Genomic DNA, 17,700 nt, shown 5'->3' on the forward strand with positions numbered 1-17,700 from the left:
TCAATTTATTTTGTTTTACTTCACATAACCTATTTTCGGTCTGGAGTTACCAGGCTTTTCTTTATTTTTAGAGGCAAGTTCTGCCAGGGCAAGATAGATATCGTCAAAATGTTGCTCATAGTTTTCATGATCTTTACTGAGACTTTCAATGTCTTCCTGAAGAAATTTGACTTGCTGCTCCAGTTCTGATAGCTTCTTATTAGTAGACAGTTTATCACAATTTGAGATAAACTGTTTTCTCATTTGAACAAAGGCACGCATGATGTTACGGTTTATTTCTATGGCAATGTCACTATTTAATACTGAAGATAACATGGCTACACCTAATTCGGTGAAAGCGAAAGGCATGTATTTGAAGTTCTTTCCTCTTCCTTTGTTCAAGGTCACAATTTGTGACCTTGAAAGTTCCTCTTTAGAAAGTTCAAACATAAAGTCCTCACCTTCGAATCGCTTTATATTACGTTTTACGGATTGTTTTAATACTTTGGTTTCAATGTTATATAATTCTGCAAGATCAAAATCCAACATAACTTTTTGTCCTCTGATCTCATAAATCTTGTTTTGTATTATCTGTAAATTCATAGTTTATAAATTTTGGTGATTAATAAGTGGCTAAATGTATGAATAATATTTATTTGTCAGAAGATTTCGATATACTTATTTTAATGATCTATGCATTCTCATTCAAATAAAGTGGAAAGGAAAACTATTTTTCTCCTTTCTTTGTTATAAGAACACCTTTATTAAGGAATTAAGTAAAAAATGCCATTAATACCCTTCAACCAAACCTCTGATAAACGCAAACTAAGTTTAAACTAAAAAATGACGAGTATGAGAAGATGTACTTTTATTTTCTTTATCGCCTTGTTGACAATGTCGATAAGTGCTGCACCTATTGATGTAAAACAGGCGAAGAGCGTAGCCCTCAGTTTCCTGAAAAGTAATTTTCCGCAGACAAAAGCTTCGGAGTCGGGAGTGACACTGGTCTGGTCGGATGCCGGAGCGGTTACCAAATCAGCCGGTTCCGTACAGGATGCTACCTTTTACGTATTTAACCGTGAAGATGCCGACGGCTTTGTCGTTGTAGCCGGTGATGATGTCGTATATCCTATTCTAGGTTACGGTATGCAGCAACTGTTTGAAAAAGACTCCATGCCGTCCAACCTGCGTGGATGGTTTGAAAGTTACCAGCGCCAGATCAACTGGATACGTGAAAATAAACCGGAGGTTTCGAAGGACGTCACAGCCGCCTGGAACGAAGTTCGCCAGGGCAAGATGCAGTTGAAATCGACCGGAACGTTGTTAACAACTGTCCTTTGGGATCAGATGACACCTTATAATAACTTATGCCCGGTAGTAAATAGCCAGCGTACGCCGACGGGGTGTGTTGCCACCTCGACGGCTATCGCGATGCAATATCATAAATGGCCGGACGTAGGGCAGGGGAGTCATTCTTATACTTCGCAGACCTACAATCTGTCTCTTTCCGCTACTTTCGATACTCCATACCAGTGGGATAACATGCCTTCTACCTACACGGCAGGGCAGTATACAACTGAGCAGGCCCAAAATGTAGCTACCCTAATGTACGATTGCGGTGTTTTCTCAGAAATGAATTATGCTCCCGGTAACAGCGGTGCCTTGACATTGACTGCAGCCCAGGGGCTTGTCAATTATATGAAATACGATAAATCCCTTCATGTCCTGCAACGCGATAATTATCAGAAAGACGAATGGGAAGCGATTATCAAAGGTGAACTGGATGATAATCGCCCTGTTGTCTATGGTGGTGAAAATGATCAGAAAGAAGGTCATCAATTTATCATCGACGGTTACAACGATGCCGATTATTATCATGTGAACTGGGGATGGAGCGGACTGGCTAACGGGTATTACCTGTTATCTGTCCTCGAACCCGAAGTGCAGGGAACTGGTGGTAATAGCGGAGGTGGTTTCTCGCTTGGTCAAGATGCTATTATCAGTATGAAAAAGCCGGTGGAAGGTTCTACTTATCAGGATGTATTAGCCTTTTTCTATGGGGAAAATCAGGGAACAGTCTTTGCCGGCCTTGAAGCCACCACAGAAGATTTTGAAGAAAATCAGCTTTTCGGTGTTCAGTATGGTTATGTAGGCAACATGAGTATCCGTGATTTTTCAGGTAACCTGGTTGTCGCTCTTGTAGACAAAAACGGGAATACAAAAGAATTTATCTCCAGTGAAGAGCCTGTTACTATCCAGATCGAACGTGGAGTAGGACAGGAAGTTCCTTGTACGATCACAAAAACGATTGCTCCCGGTGACCGTATCCGTTTGTTATATAAAAGTAGTGACGGGAGTGAATGGAAATGGGTGAGAGGCAATAATAATACGACCGGTGAGATCGTGGTAGCTGCCGATTCTTCTACTTCAACGGAAAATATAACAGCCGAAACAGGTGTTTCCGTTTCTTATGACGTAGCCGGAACGGTTCAGATAACTGCCCCTATTGCAATTAAAGAAGTGGTCTTGTATGATATGAACGGACGATTGATGAAAAAACAATCAGCCAGTAATAATACTCAATTATCACTTTCTTATGATAGCTATCCGGCCGGAGTTTATGTATTGGAAGTTATGACTGTGGAAGGACGAAGTAGCCATAAACTGGTAAAGAAATAATTAGGTATTATAAATAAAAGCAGGCTGGATTATTTTATTAATTAATCCAGCCTGCTTTTATATTTATCTTCGATCATTTCGTCGAAGCCAACGATATGGTTTTTACTTTTTCAGCAATGGCCAGTTCGGATCTTCAATATGTTCACGAACCATGATCTCTTTCAGCTCGGCCACCTTTTCTGGATATTTATCCAACAGGTTGTATTTTTCCGAAGGATCGGCTGCTAAGTTATAAAGTTCATAATACGGTTTATCTCCACGGATATTCATGTGTACCAGTTTCCATGAACCCTGGCGTACAGCCTGACGGCCATTCATTTCCTGAAATTCGAAATACAGAAATTCATGTTCCTTCTGTCCTTTGCGGTTTTGCAACAGCGGCAGCATGCTTACGCCGTCCATTTCTTTCTGTTTTGCTTTCGGATGGATGATCTCTTCGAAAGTAGGCAATACATCCCAAAAAGAACACATGAAATTTGTTTCTGTTCCCGGTTGTATATGTCCCGGCCAGGAGATGATCATCGGCACACGGATACCGCCTTCATACAGGTCACGTTTGTAACCACGGTAGATGCCATTGCTGTTGAAGAAATCAGGATCGGCGCCACCTTCCATGTGAGGGCCGTTATCGCTGGCGAATATAATAATCGTATTATCGTATAATCCTTTGTCTTTCAGTTTCTGTACGATCTGTCCCACATATACGTCCAGGCGATAGATCATCGCTGCGAATGTAGCATGCGGATAAAGCTGTGTGCAGTAACCCCCTTTACGGAATCCCGGATTGCCCGGTTCTGTTCCTTTATAAGCTTTTTCCGGATACATACCACGGAACTTTTTGATGATGCTGTCTTCCGGCACGATCAGTTCGGCGTGAGGTAAAATAGTCGGATACCACATGAAGAACGGTTCGTCTTCTTTTAGATTATCCAGGTAATCGAGTGCTTTGGAGTGGATCAGGTCTTGCGAATAGGTTCCTTTTCCATATTCAACATCCAATACGTTATCTTTCAGTTCGACACGTTGGTCGTTATCCCACAGATGGTCAGGATAATAGCTGTGAGCCAATAGCTGGCAGTTATATCCGAAGAATGTCTCACAACCCTGGTTTTTAGGATCACCGGTAGTGCCAATGTAACCTAATCCCCATTTACCGAAGGCAGAAGTCTTGTATCCTGCTTCCTGCATGACATGGAAGATAGTACGTGCATCGGCGGGCAATGGGAATTGTCCTTCCGGGTCTAATTCCTTGTTTCCACGGATAGGAGTATGTCCGCTGTGCGTACCTGTCAACAGGCAGGAGCGGGAAGGGGCACTGACAGTTGTTCCTGAGTAACACTGGGTGAAACGCATACCGTTTTGTGCCAGTTGGTCGATGTTGGGAGTGCTGAACTTTTCCTGTCCGTAACAACTCAAATCGCCGTATCCCAGGTCATCTGCCAGGATGAATACGACATTCGGTTTTTTGTCTTTGTTTTTCTGTGCATGCACAAAAGGGATGGCCGCAATCAGGCCGGAAGCGAGTAAAATAGTTTTTTTCATGAATCTAAGATGTTTCTTGTCAGACATATCGGCAAAGTTATGTTTTTTTTCTGAATTATTTCCTACCTCCATACTTTCACAAAAAATTGTACCTTTGTACGGTTTAGTATAAATGATAAAAGCATATTCCCGTGGCAAAAATAGTTGAAACCCCCTTAATGAAGCAGTATTTCGATATTAAAGCGAAACATCCTGATGCTGTCCTTCTGTTCCGTGTAGGAGACTTTTACGAAATGTATGGCGAGGATGCCGTGGTAGGAGCCGAAATACTGGGTATCGTGCAAACTAAGAAAGCCAACGGGCCGGGCCAGTTTATCGAAATGGCTGGTTTCCCGCATCATGCCCTCGATACTTATCTTCCCAAATTAGTGCGTGCCGGCAAACGTGTAGCGATCTGCGATCAATTGGAAGATCCGAAGATGACCAAGAAGCTGGTGAAGCGTGGGGTGACGGAGCTGGTGACACCGGGTGTTTCTATCAATGATAATATCCTGAACCATAAAGAAAATAACTTCCTTGCAGCCGTTCATTTCGGTAAAGATGTCTGTGGTATCTCTCTATTGGATATTTCGACCGGCGAATTTCTGACTGCTGAAGGGACAATCGACTATATCGATAAATTGCTCAATAACTTCTCTCCGAAAGAAGTATTGATCGAACGCAATAACCGCAAACGTTTTGAGGAGTCGTTCGGTCCCCGTTTCTTTACCTTTGAAATGGATGATTGGGTTTTCTCCGACGAGGCAGCCAACGATCGCCTGTTGAAGCATTTTGAAACGAAGAACCTGAAAGGTTTCGGCGTGCAGCATCTGAAACTGGGTATTGTTGCTTCGGGAGCAATCCTCTACTATCTGGATCAGACGGAACATAAACATATTTCGCATATCACCGCCTTGTCCCGTATCGAGGAAGACCGGTATGTGCGCCTGGATAAATTTACCGTACGTAGCCTGGAACTGGTAGGAACGATGAACGATGAAGGTACCAGCCTGTTGGATGTGATCGATAAGACAGTTTCTCCGATGGGTTCACGTATGCTGCGTCGTTGGGTACTTTTCCCTCTGAAAGATGCGAAACCGATACAGGAACGACAGGATGTGGTGGATTATTTCTTCCGTCATCCGGAGGTAAAAGAACTTTTGGATGCACATATCGACCAGATTGGCGATTTGGAGCGTATCATCTCGAAAGTGGCCGTGGGACGTGTATCGCCGCGTGAGGTCGTACAGTTGAAGGTGGCTCTTCGTGCCATCGAGCCGATAAAGGATGCTTGCATGGGCAGCGACGAACCCAGCCTTTGCCGTATCGGTGAGCAGTTGAATGCCTGTCTGGAGATTCGTGAAAGGATAGAGAAGGAGATTAATAACGATCCTCCTGCCTTATTGAACAAGGGAGGCGTTATTGCCCAGGGGGTAAATGCCGAATTGGACGATCTGCGTGCGATTGCTTACTCCGGTAAAGATTATTTGTTGAAGGTGCAACAGCGCGAAAGTGAAAAGACCGGTATCCCCAGTCTGAAGATTGCTTTTAATAACGTATTCGGTTATTATATCGAAGTGCGTAATGCCCATAAAGATAAGGTTCCGGCAGAGTGGATTCGTAAGCAGACACTGGTGAATGCCGAACGTTATATCACTGAAGAACTGAAAGAATACGAAGAGAAAATATTAGGTGCCGAAGAGAAGATTCTTGCATTGGAAGGTCGCCTGTTCAATGACCTGGTGATTTGTCTGGCTGAATTTATTCCTCCCATCCAGTTGGATGCGAACCTGATCGGACGTCTGGATTGTCTTCTGTCTTTTGCCAAAGTGGCTGAAAGTAACCGTTATATCCGTCCGATGGTGGACGACTCGGAGGTGATCGATATCAAGTTGGGTCGTCATCCGGTGATTGAAAAGCAATTGCCGCTGGGAGAACCCTATATCGCCAATGATGTGTATCTGGATAGCGAGAAGCAGCAGATCATAATTATAACGGGGCCTAATATGGCGGGTAAGTCGGCTTTACTGCGCCAGACTGCATTGATTACGCTGATGGCTCAGATCGGATGTTTCGTTCCGGCTGAAGCAGCCCGTATCGGTATAGTGGATAAGATATTTACCCGTGTAGGGGCTTCCGACAATATTTCTGTCGGCGAATCGACTTTCATGGTGGAGATGAACGAAGCTTCGAATATCCTGAATAATATGTCGTCGCGAAGTCTGGTTCTTTTCGATGAATTGGGACGTGGTACGAGTACTTATGACGGTATCTCCATTGCCTGGGCGATTGTCGAATATATCCATGAGCATCCGAATGCCCGTGCCAAAACGCTTTTTGCCACTCACTATCATGAGTTGAACGAGATGGAGCGTTCGTTCAAGCGTATCAAGAATTATAATGTATCGGTGAAAGAGGTATCCAATAAGGTGATCTTCCTGCGTAAGCTGGTTCCCGGTGGCAGCGAACATAGTTTCGGTATCCATGTGGCCAAGATGGCGGGAATGCCGAAGAGTATCGTGAAACGTTCCGACGAGATTCTGAAACAGCTGGAAACGGATAACCGCCAGGAGGGTATCGACTGTAAAGACAAGGCGAAAGGAAAAGGCAAGGTAAAAGCCAAACCTGTAAAAGAGATCGCTTCCGCCGCCGAAGGTTATCAACTTAGTTTCTTTCAGCTGGACGATCCCGTACTCAGCCAGGTACGCGACGAAATAAAGAACCTCGATGTCAATAATCTGACTCCGATCGAAGCGCTCAACAAGTTAAGCGAGATACGGAAGATCATTACAGGGAAGTAAGGAAAATGTGAAACATTTTTTACCTGTGGAACGTCGGATACTTGTTATTGAACCGGTATCCGATACCCAGCATCAGGTAATTGGGGGTATGGAAGTTTTGTAAATTATATCCGATATGGATAAAAGAACTGCGGGTGACTTCTATTTTAAGAGCTAGAACCTGGTATAATCCTTTTAAGTCACCACCGCGGTGGATTACATTTCCTCCCAGACCGATACCGACAGTGAAGTAAGGCATCACATACTCTGCCCTGGCGGAAAGTCCCAGCGCCATCTGGTAGCTGAGCGGCGGACGGTAAAAACGATCGGAAGAATATTGGTCGGCATAAATATTGGCACTTTCATCATAGACACCATCCAACGATACTCCTGCCCGGAAGTTATACCCGAAATTATACATCGGATTAATGTTGAATCCCGCTACGGCAAAAGCTCCCGGGGCGGCCACTTGCCCATCTCCGACATAAACACCTTTGCGTCGCCATGAACCGAACAGAACGACATCATAGCTGATATGACGGGGGAAATTTGGTACAGGGGACTGGAAAAAAGGCTTGGAAAAACAATCTCCGTTCCTGTTGAAGTTATAAACTAATCCGACTTTTAACCCGACCGTATTCAGTCCGGCATTCGGGAATCGAGTGTTTCCATTCGAGAAATGCGTCAAGTCAACACCTGCTGTCAGATCTATCTGCTTCGAAAGTATATAGTTCAGATAGAAGTTTACATTGATATAGGCATTTATTTTCGATCCGATGACCTTGTTGTACGTATTGTAATATTCATCATAAGGTTTCCAACCAAACGATACCCCGAAATTCCATTCGTAGTTAAGCGACAGGCGGGGATTGAACCGGGCGATACGGGCTCCCTGGAAGAGGTAAACAGCCAGAGGGTTTCCAAGTTCTTCTTTATTCTCAAACGAATACCAACTTAATCCGATGCCCTGGTAAGCACCTCTGTAAATACGATCGGTATAGCTGTTCGGGTAGTATTGGAAAGAGTATTTCAAATGGGCGGAGATAGATTGCCGGATCGGTTTCTGATCCCAGTTATCTCCTTTCAGAAAAGAATTGGTAGGGAAAATGTAAGCCGGGCGTCCGTCGATGCCTAATCTATGTATCAAACGACGCGACCAAGCGACAGAATCGACCCCGTCTCCCGGTATATTTTTATTTCCTTCTTCTGCAAATACGATATCAGACATGAAAAGCATTGTTACCAAAGTAACCAGTACTTTCAACCTCTCTATTCCACTTTTCATACGCTGCTCCACTGTTTGTTATTTGATAGGTACTCCGGATAGTAAGCCGGAGTATCCGCAAATGTAAGGATATATTTGGAATATGAAAAGGGATATCTTTTTTACTTATTGATCTCTTTTGTAATCTCTTGAATGTCTTTTAGTGTGAAATTCCCGGATAATTGGATCACATTGAAGCTGTTGTTCCGGCCCCTCTGATGCGTGCTTTGTGGAGAGCCTTCATAAGAGAGACGGGATCGAAGAATAAGTTGTTACAAAGAAAGGGAAAATATTTACTTTTTATCCTTACTTTCCGCTATTTCAACGAAGTAGACACTTGAGCAGATCAGTGCAATAGCAATCATCTGGTACCAGCTGAAACGATCCTGTCCGATGGAAAGGGAAACGATGGTGGCAACGATCAGTATAATGTAGCCGTATAAAGCGACCAGTGTAGTACTTAAGTATTTGAGGCCTATCGGAATTAAAAGGTAACTGATTGTGGTAGGAAAGATCAGAACGAACATCAGTATAAGGAAAGGCTGCCATTCGAAATGACTGAACAGATGACCGTCGAAACCGGTAAAAGCCATAACGATCAAAGAGGAAACAGCCGCTCCCAGAAAGCTATACCGCAACATATTAAGTGAACTGACCTTTCCCAGTACTATATTACTAATGATCAGATAGGCCGCATAAGCAATTGAACTGAATAGGCAGAGCATGTTACCCGTAAAGGCATCCGAGGCCAGATCATCGCTTTTCTGTGTCAGGATACAGAGCAGTGCACCGCCTAGCCCGATCGCAATACCAATTATTTTCATAACTGTAATCCGTTCCCGCAGGAAGAGGACCGACAGGATAAATACCCAGATCGGCTGCAGGCTGCTGAACAGCGAACTGGATACCGGTGTCGTCTTGCTGACCCCGAGCAGATAGAAGAACATAAAGCCATATAAACCGATTGCCCCCAGCAGGAACAGGGTGATCTTCTCCCGCCGGGTCGTTTTGTCCTGTTTCCAGAAGATACTGATGATCCAGAACATGATGGCAGCGAATACGCAACGGAACATAACCCCTGTCAGCGGAGCGATCCATAAGGGAAGGAGATATTTGAGTGCATTCGCATTCAGGCCGCTGAAGGTTTTCGATACGATCATACTAAGGTTGGCTTCTGTCTTCTTATTCTTCATACTGTTTGACGTTTTTAAGTTATTTACATATTGTCATTGAACAGGAATGAGTCCTGTTTGATATACGCCCATACGGCAGCAATCAGTGCAATGATCAGATTGAATATGAACGCAAACTGCTGTGTTTCTATATGTAATAAATCTTTGAATACATTTATAATGAACGGACAAAGCAGGATAGCCAGGTAATTCATCGCCATGACGAAAGCCAGTGCCAGTGTTACCTTTTCCGGGATAGCTGTCCGGGTTGTTTTGTCATAGGCAATAGGCTGGATAACGCCGTACCCTAATCCGGTAAAGATACAACCTAATCCGATCAGCCACTCTGTCCGCGAGATAAGGATCAAGGCCATACCGAGGGCGATGGAGAGCAGGCTGTAGAATTTGGTTTTCTTCCCGCAATAATCGACGATCTGGTTCAGTACGAATCCCGGAGCCATAATAGCCAGGAAGAAAAGAGAGATCATAATACCCGAGTTACCGCTGGTGAAGTGATATTCCTTCATCAGGAAAGGCAGATTGAAGCTAACGATAATCACCAGATAAGTTGCCAGCCCGTAGAACCCCATGATTTGCATCAAATGCCTGATCTGTATGCCCCGTTTTCCGAATGAAGGATCGGTTGGGGCCGCCTTGTTTTCAGCAGAAGCCGTTGCATGGACGGGTAGGGGGCTGATATTCTTTTTCAGATAGAATGACAGTACGATCGAAATAAGCGGGAACAGATAAACGAGGAACGGCAGATGCCAGTTGATTTCCGCCAGATAACCCGTCAGTACGGTTGCCAACACCAGCGTCACATTGGTGATAGCCGAACTCAGCCCGAATTGCTTTGTCCGGTAAGTCCCGATAAAGAACCTCGAAATAAGGCCGGTCGACAGTGGAACGATCAACCCCGAACCGATACCCAGCAATGCGCTGACGGCGATCAGTTGCCACATCTTCGTCGAAAGCAGATACAGGAGACCGCTGACGGCAAAAATACTTAGCCCGATTTGTAACAACCATATATTATTGATCTTCTCAGTCAGTTTTCCGGACAGGATAATAAACGGTATGATCAGCAACGAAGGTAGCGATGATAACATCTGTATATCCAATTCCGTCGAATGCGGAAATATAGCCGAAAGTTTTCCCAAGATAGGGGAGACTGCCAACCCCGGTAGCGCATTCAATGCCGAGATTGACCATATACCTATTAATGTAATAAGGGGAATCGTCCCTTGTCCTGTCTGTATTCTCATACTTAAATAGCTGTTTTATAAGACAGGAAACAATTCTTATGGCTGAATGTTCATTTGAAAGGTTATTTCCGTTACTAAAAAAACTATCGGTATCGGCAATCCTTAGAGGAAGCAGAGCTTCCTTGGAAAGGCCTCAGCTGGCGAGCGTTAAGCGCAGCAGCCGGAGTGAGCGCCCGGAGGCTGCGTTGTTTGAGCGAAGCGAGTTTCGCAGACGACAGCGAACGTAGGATGCGGAGTAGCGAGGCAGGTGCAGACTTGATCTTTTGTTTACTTTTGGATCAAGCCAAAAGTAATTAAATATTGCAGGATTAACCAAAATCGAAGAACAATTGCCGATGGAGGCTGTTTTTGCACTACAAATCGACGCACGAATGTCGGTTGCGCCAATTCTTAAATAATTAAAAACAAAAAGACATGAAAGATTCAAGTTTTAGAGAAGGTGATGCCAAAACTGCGATTTTTGGCTCGAATGCAATGTTGCATCCGGCTCCGGTAGACGTAATTCCTGATGGCCCTACCACTCCGGAGATTGCGTATCAAATGGTAAAAGACGAAACTTTCGCCCAGACACAACCCCGTCTGAACCTGGCTACATTCGTTACTACCTGGATGGACGATTACGCAACTAAGTTGATGAACGAAGCAATCAACATCAACTATATCGACGAAACTGAGTATCCGCGTATCGCTGTGATGAACGCGAAATGTATCAACATCATGGCTAACCTGTGGAACAGCCCCGAACAGGCACAATGGAAAGCCGGCGCGTTGGCTATCGGTTCTTCCGAAGCGTGTATGTTGGGTGGTGTTGCAGCCTGGTTACGTTGGCGCGAAAGAAGATTGGCCCAGGGCAAACCGGTCGACAAACCTAACTTTGTGATCTCTGCCGGATTCCAGGTTGTATGGGAAAAATTCGCCCAGTTGTGGCAGATCGAAATGCGCCAGGTGCCATTGACACAGGAACATATCACGCTCGACCCGCAGGATGCCCTGAAGATGTGTGACGAAAATACGATCTGTATCGTTCCTATCCAGGGGGTTACATGGACAGGTCTGAACGACGACGTGGAAGCTCTCGACACTGCCCTCGATGCATATAATGCAAAGACTGGCTACGATATTCCTATCCACGTGGATGCCGCTTCCGGTGGTTTCATCCTGCCATTCCTGAAACCGGAACTGAAATGGGACTTCCGTCTGAAATGGGTACTTTCCATCAGTACTTCCGGACATAAATTCGGTCTGGTATATCCGGGTTTAGGTTGGGTCGTTTGGAAAGATAAGAAATACCTTCCGGGTTCCATGTCTTTCAGTGTAAATTATTTAGGTGCAAACATCACTCAGGTCGGTTTGAACTTCTCCCGTCCTGCTGCACAGATTTTAGGACAATACTACCAGTTTATCCGTCTCGGCTTCCAGGGTTACAAGGAAGTACAGCAGAACAGTATGGCTGTAGCCGATTACCTGCATGCTGAAATAGCAAAGATGGCTCCGTTCCAGAACTACAGTAAAGAGGTTGTGAACCCATTGTTTATCTGGTATTTGAAACCGGAATATGCAAAGAATGCCAAATGGACATTGTACGACTTGCAGGACAAACTGAAACAAAGCGGATGGATGGTTCCGGCTTATACATTGCCTGACAACCTTGAAAACTGGGTAGTTATGCGTATCGTTGTCCGCCAGGGCTTCAGCCGCGACATGGCCGACCAGTTACTGGGTGACATCAGCAATGCGATTGCCGATCTGGAAAAACTGGAATATCCTACTCCTACCCGTATTGCACAGGACAGAAACCAGAAAGTAAAAGGTTCTGTTTTCACTCATACAGGTATTCCCAAATCAACTAAGTAAACTATTTGAGTATGGATAAAAAGATTTCCGTTTCACAAATAAAGGAGGCGGCTCAGGAAGCCTATGGGATGTACAAGGCCAACACGGACGGAAAGAATGCCGATTACATCCCTTATCTGGCCAATATAGATAAGAACCTGTTCGGTATCAGTGTCTGTCTGATGGACGGGACGATCATCCAGTTGGGTGATTCCGAATACCGCTTCGGTATCGAATCTGTATCTAAAGTACATACCGCTGTACTTGCTTTGCGCCAATACGGTGCAGAGAAGTTACTGCAAATGATCGGTGCCGATGCAACCGGACTGCCTTTCAACTCTATCATGGCTATCTTGCTGGAGAAGGATCATCCTTCTACTCCGTTGGTCAATGCGGGTGCGATCACTGCTTGCAGTATGGTTCAGCCGATAGGTGACGCCGCCAAGAAGTGGGATGCCATTGTTGCCAACATTACCGATCTTTGCGGCAGTGCTCCCCAGTTGATCGACGAATTGTATAAGTCGGAATCGGCCACCAACTTCAACAACCGCTCTATTGCCTGGTTATTGAAGAACTACAACCGTATTTACGACGATCCGGATATGTCGCTCGACCTGTATACCCGTCAGTGTTCACTGGGAATCACGGCAGCTCAATTATCTGTCTGCGGAGCTACTATTGCTAACGACGGCCTGAACCCGGTATCGAAGAAGCAGATATTCGACGGCTCATTGTCACCGAAGATCACATCTCTGATCGCAACCGTAGGTTTCTACGAACATACCGGTGATTGGTTATATACTTCCGGTATCCCTGCAAAAACAGGTGTAGGTGGTGGTGTAATGGGCGTAATGCCCGGCCTGTTCGGTATCGCTGCTTTCGCTCCACCAATTGACAGCGCAGGAAACTCTGTGAAAGCTCAGTTGGCGATCAAATATATAATGAATAAACTGGGTCTGTCCATTTTTAATGGCGACCGGGTAACAATTACTGAATAGAACAGTTTATTCTTTTAATTGGCAAGCCTCTTTGTTCCTCGTTCAGAGGACGGGAGGCTTGTTTTGTTTATTTCTAAATTATATTGTATGATAACCTTTTTCTTCACTTATGCCGACACTTTGGTGAAGCGTAAACGTAAGGCCGGGCATTTTTCGACTGCCGACCTCTACCGTGCTTCCTCCAACTGGCTCCGGCAGTTCCGGGGTGATGATTCCCTGTCGTTTGACGATATCACTCCCGGCTTGATCGATCGTTTCCGTGAATGGCTTCAGTCATTGGGACATCTGAAAACAAATTCGATAAACAGCTATCTGAGTAGCTTTCGTGCCATCTTTCATATGGCTGTGCGCGAAGGGTTGGCACCGTCGAACTGCCTTTCGCCTTTTGCGCACCTCAACCTCCGGCAAGGAGAAACTGCCAAACGTGCCCTTCGTAGGGAAACAATCGAAGAGATTGTGCAGATGGATTTGTCGGATAGTCATGAGTTGGAGATGGCAAAAGACTTTGCCCTTTTCTCCTTTCTGGCTTGCGGACTGCCTTTTGTCGATCTGGCGCATCTGACAGCCGACAATATTATCGCCGGTGAATTAGTCTATAACCGCTGTAAGACTGGTACCCTGGTACGTGTCTGCATCACCCCCGGGATGCAACGACTGCTCGATAAATACATGCAACCCGGTAGCCGTTATCTCTTCCCCATTCTGTCCGAAGAGAGTAATGGGGAGAAGCAGTATGAAGCCTATAAGAAAGCCCTTCATCATTACAACAGTTGTTTGAAAGAAATCGGTCAACGTCTGGTCATCCCTATCCATCTGACTTCGTATGTTTTCCGCCACACCTGGGCGACAGAGGCATTGCGTAACGATACGCCGATAGCAGTTATCAGCCAGGCCCTCGGCCATACGTCGGAAAGGACAACACGTAACTATCTGACTACACTCGACCAGTCGAGGCTCAATGCTGCCAACAAGATTATTATAAAAGGACTGGATAGTTTGATAGGAGTGAGGGCCTAAGAGACCTTATTTGTGAAATAAGGGTGTTTGCCCCATTTTATGCCAGCTTTGAAAATCACAGCCTTTTTAGTATGGGGACGGGGCAAAGATAGAAATTATATTTAAACAAAGACAAACTTGCTTGCTTATAATTTAGGTGGGTGGGGGATGATTTGTGCCTTTATAAAGAATTGGGGCGTTTTCGGCTGACGTATGGACATAGCGGGGCTAAGGGTAACCTTTCCCCTCTGGAGAGGGGGCAGGGGGTGTGTCACTAGCCGTCTATATAGCTCGTTTTAACACACCCCTCCCCCCCTCTCCGAAGGGGAAAAGTTACTCTCTACCACTAAATATCCAATACAAAGAACTACCCTTATTTCACAAATAAGGTAATCATCAAAAAAGGAAACGCCCAGCCCAACCAGCAGGCATAAATTTATTGTTAATCATGGCTGAAAAAATCATTTTGACTGCCGACCTTTACGACAACGCCGTCACGGAACGTAAAGGTGACTACACCGCAAAGCCCCGTATCACCGGAACGGTACGCAACAAACAAATTGCCGAACGCATTCTGGCAAGAGGTTCTGAATTACGCCTGGATACGATCGAATATATCCTGGGTATGAGTGATCAGGAAAAAGTAACCGCTATTGCCGAAGGTAAAAGTGTTGTTGATGGTGTAGGCCAGTACATGGCTACTATCACTGGTTCTTTTGAGGGTGAAAAAGCAGCTTTCGACCCTACTAAAAACAAACTCACTGCCAGTTATGTACCCGGTAAACTACTACGCGACACATTGAAGAATGTAGAGATAGATACCCGTACTGCCGTTACCGGCCCAGTCATCAACTCGATTATCGACTCTACTACCGGTGAAATGAACACACAACTTACCTCTGCAGCTCCTGTCGTTATCTCCGGATCGAATATCAAAGTAGCCGGCGATGATGCAAACCTGGGTGTTTTCTTCACTAAGACAGGCGGTACAGCTCAGAAATGTCCGTTGCTGGTTCACAACAATCCTTCTGAACTGACTGTGATGTTGCCTGCCCTCGAAGATGGCGAATACACATTAAGTATTGTTACCCAGTCTGCAGCCGGTAACAAACTTGTAAAAGAGCCACGTACTTATAAGTTTCCGGTACTACTTTATGTAGGTGAAAAACCGGGTGGCGGTGGTGAAGATGACCGTCCTGTTATTGAATAGTCTTTCTCAGTGCCGTTGGAGAGACTGTCTAACCAACGGTACTTACACACATTTACCAGAGGCACTTAGTTCGTCTAACCAATGTTGGTTAGACGGTGCGCCTAAAATATGTTAATGCCTGAAAACAATATTTGAATTTAGTAATATGTCTAACTTAATTTTGAATGAGTATGAAGAAAATTTTTACTTTGGCAATGGCTTTTCTGGCTGTTGCGTGTGGTGTGAATGCACAAACAAATGAAGGAGCATTCGCTTCTATGGAGATTGATAAACCTGTCAAGTCATTAGATTATGTCGTATCACCAGTTCAAACAAAAGCTGATGCCTCTTCTTTCGCTGGTGGTTCCGGTACAGAGGCAGATCCCTATCTGATCGCTACCAAGGAACATTTACGTAATCTTGGCGCATTGTCTTCGGATGATTCGGGTACATTCCCACAGAAATTGAAGGGGGTTTACTTTAAGCAAATAGCCGACATCACTTTTGGAGAAGATGACCCGATGACCTTTATCGGTAACGGAGCCTGGTTTACCGGAACGTATGATGGCGATGGCTATGCTATAAAGAATTATACATTGAAATACAATACACAAAAGGCTAGTAATATGTATATGGCTCTTTTCGTGAATTGTGGAGGGGCAACTCTTAAAAATATTCGTATGGTCGGTACAAAGATCGATATTGACGTGGAAGGTACCGATTACTTAATGATGGCTGCAGGATTAGCGGCCAATGTCCAGTATGGGAAGATAATCAACTGTACAACAGATGGTACTTATAACTTACGGACTAAAGGAAAAGTATCCGGATCGGTAATTGGTGGTTTGGCTGCAGCTTTAAGTAATAGTACAGTTGAAAACTGTCGTACTTATGGAAATTATCAGAATGAGACTGTACTGAAAGATGGAGAATTATGTTACGCTGAGGTCGCAGGTCTTGTGGCTGAAATGTACGATTCGAAAGTTATTGATTGTATTAGCCACGTTAAATTGGACAACCAGGTTTCCGGGAATACTACTGATTTGGTGGTTCGTACGGCAGGGACGGCTGCTTTTACCCAAAATAGTCAAATTATGAACGTTGCAAGCGTAGGAGAGTCTATTGTATCGATAGCTGATAATAAGCAGGAAGAAGGTAAGACAAATGTATATACAGCAGGTGTTGTAGCTGTTTTGAATACAAAAAGTATACTGTCAAATGCGTGGAGTGCAATAACAACGTTGAAGAGTGAAAATGTAACTACTCCCACTGAACCTGCTTTTACTTCTTTCGTGTTTGGAGAATCTAAAGCAGAAAACTGTTTGTATGTGTTAAAAGAAGAAGATGCAAAGGCAGAGGAGTTTGTAGAAGAACTTAATAAGTTATTGCCTGAAGGTACTACACGCTGGCAGTTTAGAAAAGACGATTACCCAGCTCTTCAAGCCTTGCATAATGTGACCTTGCCTCTTCTGACAGGTGCAACAACCACGCCGGGCGAAGGTGTCTCTGCGATAGAAGATGGCGAACGTTTCCGTTTCTCTTTGGTATTGGAGGAAGAATATAATCAATCCAAACCGGTTGTAACCGTTGGCGATAAAACACTGGAACCGGATGCCAACATGAATTATGTGACAGAACCGGTAACAGCCGATATGGTCGTTAAAATCGATGGCATTGTCAAGAATACGGAAACAGCCAATGAAGAGATCAACGCTACCGCTCAGAAAGTATATGCAGCAGACGGTATTCTGTATATCCAGCCGGAAGCAACTGCCCAGGTGAACGTATTCAATATGCAAGGCCAGTTGGTGAAATCAGCCTTGGTTTCCAGCGAAGCCCAAATACAACTGCCGCAAGGTCTTTACATTGTCCGTTTGAATGATCAGAGCTATAAAGTTCGCATAAGCGAATAAACAGCTGTCATGGCATAAATAAGGCTGTGCTATCCCTTTCATGGGGGAATCAGGCACAGCCTTTTTTATTAGAAATAGGTTTGAATTTATTGTTTAGCTAAATAATCGGTA

12 protein-coding genes are annotated in these 17,700 nt (G+C 44.7%); 7 read left to right on the forward strand and 5 right to left on the reverse strand.

The window, feature by feature from the left end:
• Positions 1-15 precede the first annotated feature (15 nt).
• Positions 16-582, reverse strand: coding sequence for an ORF6N domain-containing protein (locus M1P97_RS17870; protein WP_195370515.1), 567 nt, complete (start codon positions 580-582; stop codon positions 16-18).
• Positions 583-831: 249 nt separating this feature from the next.
• Here M1P97_RS17870 and M1P97_RS17875 point away from each other — a divergent pair, with 249 nt between their 5' ends.
• Positions 832-2,658: a thiol protease/hemagglutinin PrtT gene (locus tag M1P97_RS17875; RefSeq protein WP_249389782.1), complete on the forward strand. Its 1,827-nt coding sequence runs from the start codon at positions 832-834 to the stop codon at positions 2,656-2,658.
• Between the two features lie 102 nt (positions 2,659-2,760).
• Here M1P97_RS17875 and M1P97_RS17880 read toward each other — a convergent pair whose 3' ends face one another.
• Positions 2,761-4,200 carry an arylsulfatase gene (locus M1P97_RS17880; RefSeq protein WP_249389783.1) on the reverse strand — a complete coding sequence of 480 codons (1,440 nt, stop codon included), beginning with the start codon at positions 4,198-4,200 and terminating at the stop codon, positions 2,761-2,763.
• Positions 4,201-4,358: 158 nt separating this feature from the next.
• Between M1P97_RS17880 and mutS the strand changes: the two genes are divergently transcribed.
• Complete coding sequence (mutS, locus tag M1P97_RS17885) at positions 4,359-6,980, forward strand: DNA mismatch repair protein MutS (RefSeq protein WP_229058351.1); 2,622 nt, start codon at positions 4,359-4,361, stop codon at positions 6,978-6,980.
• 19 nt (positions 6,981-6,999) lie between these two features.
• On the opposite strand, the gene M1P97_RS17890 is transcribed toward mutS, so the two are convergent.
• The 3 genes from M1P97_RS17890 to M1P97_RS17900 form a co-directional block, all read right to left on the reverse strand.
• Positions 7,000-8,244, reverse strand: coding sequence for an acyloxyacyl hydrolase (locus M1P97_RS17890; RefSeq protein ID WP_249389784.1), 1,245 nt, complete (start codon positions 8,242-8,244; stop codon positions 7,000-7,002).
• Between the two features lie 272 nt (positions 8,245-8,516).
• Positions 8,517-9,416: a DMT family transporter gene (locus tag M1P97_RS17895; RefSeq protein WP_249389785.1), complete on the reverse strand. Its 900-nt coding sequence runs from the start codon at positions 9,414-9,416 to the stop codon at positions 8,517-8,519.
• Positions 9,417-9,439: 23 nt separating this feature from the next.
• On the reverse strand, positions 9,440-10,660 hold the full coding sequence (locus tag M1P97_RS17900) for an MFS transporter (RefSeq protein WP_195370509.1): 1,221 nt from the start codon (positions 10,658-10,660) through the stop codon (positions 9,440-9,442).
• 414 nt (positions 10,661-11,074) lie between these two features.
• On the opposite strand from M1P97_RS17900, the gene M1P97_RS17905 reads away from it, so the two are divergent.
• From M1P97_RS17905 to M1P97_RS17925, 5 genes are all read left to right on the forward strand, one after another.
• The gene (locus M1P97_RS17905; RefSeq protein WP_249389786.1) at positions 11,075-12,514 is read left to right on the forward strand and encodes a glutamate decarboxylase; all 1,440 of its coding nucleotides are present in this window, start codon (positions 11,075-11,077) and stop codon (positions 12,512-12,514) included.
• Positions 12,515-12,525: 11 nt separating this feature from the next.
• The gene (glsA, locus tag M1P97_RS17910; protein ID WP_195370507.1) at positions 12,526-13,491 is read left to right on the forward strand and encodes a glutaminase A; all 966 of its coding nucleotides are present in this window, start codon (positions 12,526-12,528) and stop codon (positions 13,489-13,491) included.
• An 87-nt stretch (positions 13,492-13,578) separates the two neighbouring features.
• Positions 13,579-14,508, forward strand: a complete 930-nt coding sequence (locus tag M1P97_RS17915; RefSeq protein WP_195370506.1) for a tyrosine-type recombinase/integrase — start codon at positions 13,579-13,581, stop codon at positions 14,506-14,508.
• 427 nt (positions 14,509-14,935) lie between these two features.
• Positions 14,936-15,697: a DUF4469 domain-containing protein gene (locus tag M1P97_RS17920; RefSeq protein ID WP_195370505.1), complete on the forward strand. Its 762-nt coding sequence runs from the start codon at positions 14,936-14,938 to the stop codon at positions 15,695-15,697.
• 170 nt (positions 15,698-15,867) lie between these two features.
• Positions 15,868-17,589 (forward strand): T9SS type A sorting domain-containing protein, encoded by a 1,722-nt coding sequence (locus M1P97_RS17925; protein ID WP_249389787.1) that lies wholly within the window; start codon positions 15,868-15,870, stop codon positions 17,587-17,589.
• Positions 17,590-17,700 lie beyond the last annotated feature (111 nt).

This window comes from Parabacteroides leei (assembly GCF_023369805.1).
Classification (GTDB): Bacteria; Bacteroidota; Bacteroidia; order Bacteroidales; family Tannerellaceae; genus Parabacteroides; species Parabacteroides leei.

Coding starts and splice junctions, on each gene's coding strand:
- M1P97_RS17870 (WP_195370515.1), bottom strand. CDS start 582: ATGAATTTACAGATAATACAAAACAAGATTTATGAGATCAGAGGACAA.
- M1P97_RS17875 (WP_249389782.1), top strand. CDS start 832: ATGAGAAGATGTACTTTTATTTTCTTTATCGCCTTGTTGACAATGTCG.
- M1P97_RS17880 (WP_249389783.1), bottom strand. CDS start 4,200: ATGAAAAAAACTATTTTACTCGCTTCCGGCCTGATTGCGGCCATCCCT.
- mutS (WP_229058351.1), top strand. CDS start 4,359: ATGAAGCAGTATTTCGATATTAAAGCGAAACATCCTGATGCTGTCCTT.
- M1P97_RS17890 (WP_249389784.1), bottom strand. CDS start 8,244: ATGAAAAGTGGAATAGAGAGGTTGAAAGTACTGGTTACTTTGGTAACA.
- M1P97_RS17895 (WP_249389785.1), bottom strand. CDS start 9,416: ATGAAGAATAAGAAGACAGAAGCCAACCTTAGTATGATCGTATCGAAA.
- M1P97_RS17900 (WP_195370509.1), bottom strand. CDS start 10,660: ATGAGAATACAGACAGGACAAGGGACGATTCCCCTTATTACATTAATA.
- M1P97_RS17905 (WP_249389786.1), top strand. CDS start 11,075: ATGAAAGATTCAAGTTTTAGAGAAGGTGATGCCAAAACTGCGATTTTT.
- glsA (WP_195370507.1), top strand. CDS start 12,526: ATGGATAAAAAGATTTCCGTTTCACAAATAAAGGAGGCGGCTCAGGAA.
- M1P97_RS17915 (WP_195370506.1), top strand. CDS start 13,579: ATGATAACCTTTTTCTTCACTTATGCCGACACTTTGGTGAAGCGTAAA.
- M1P97_RS17920 (WP_195370505.1), top strand. CDS start 14,936: ATGGCTGAAAAAATCATTTTGACTGCCGACCTTTACGACAACGCCGTC.
- M1P97_RS17925 (WP_249389787.1), top strand. CDS start 15,868: ATGAAGAAAATTTTTACTTTGGCAATGGCTTTTCTGGCTGTTGCGTGT.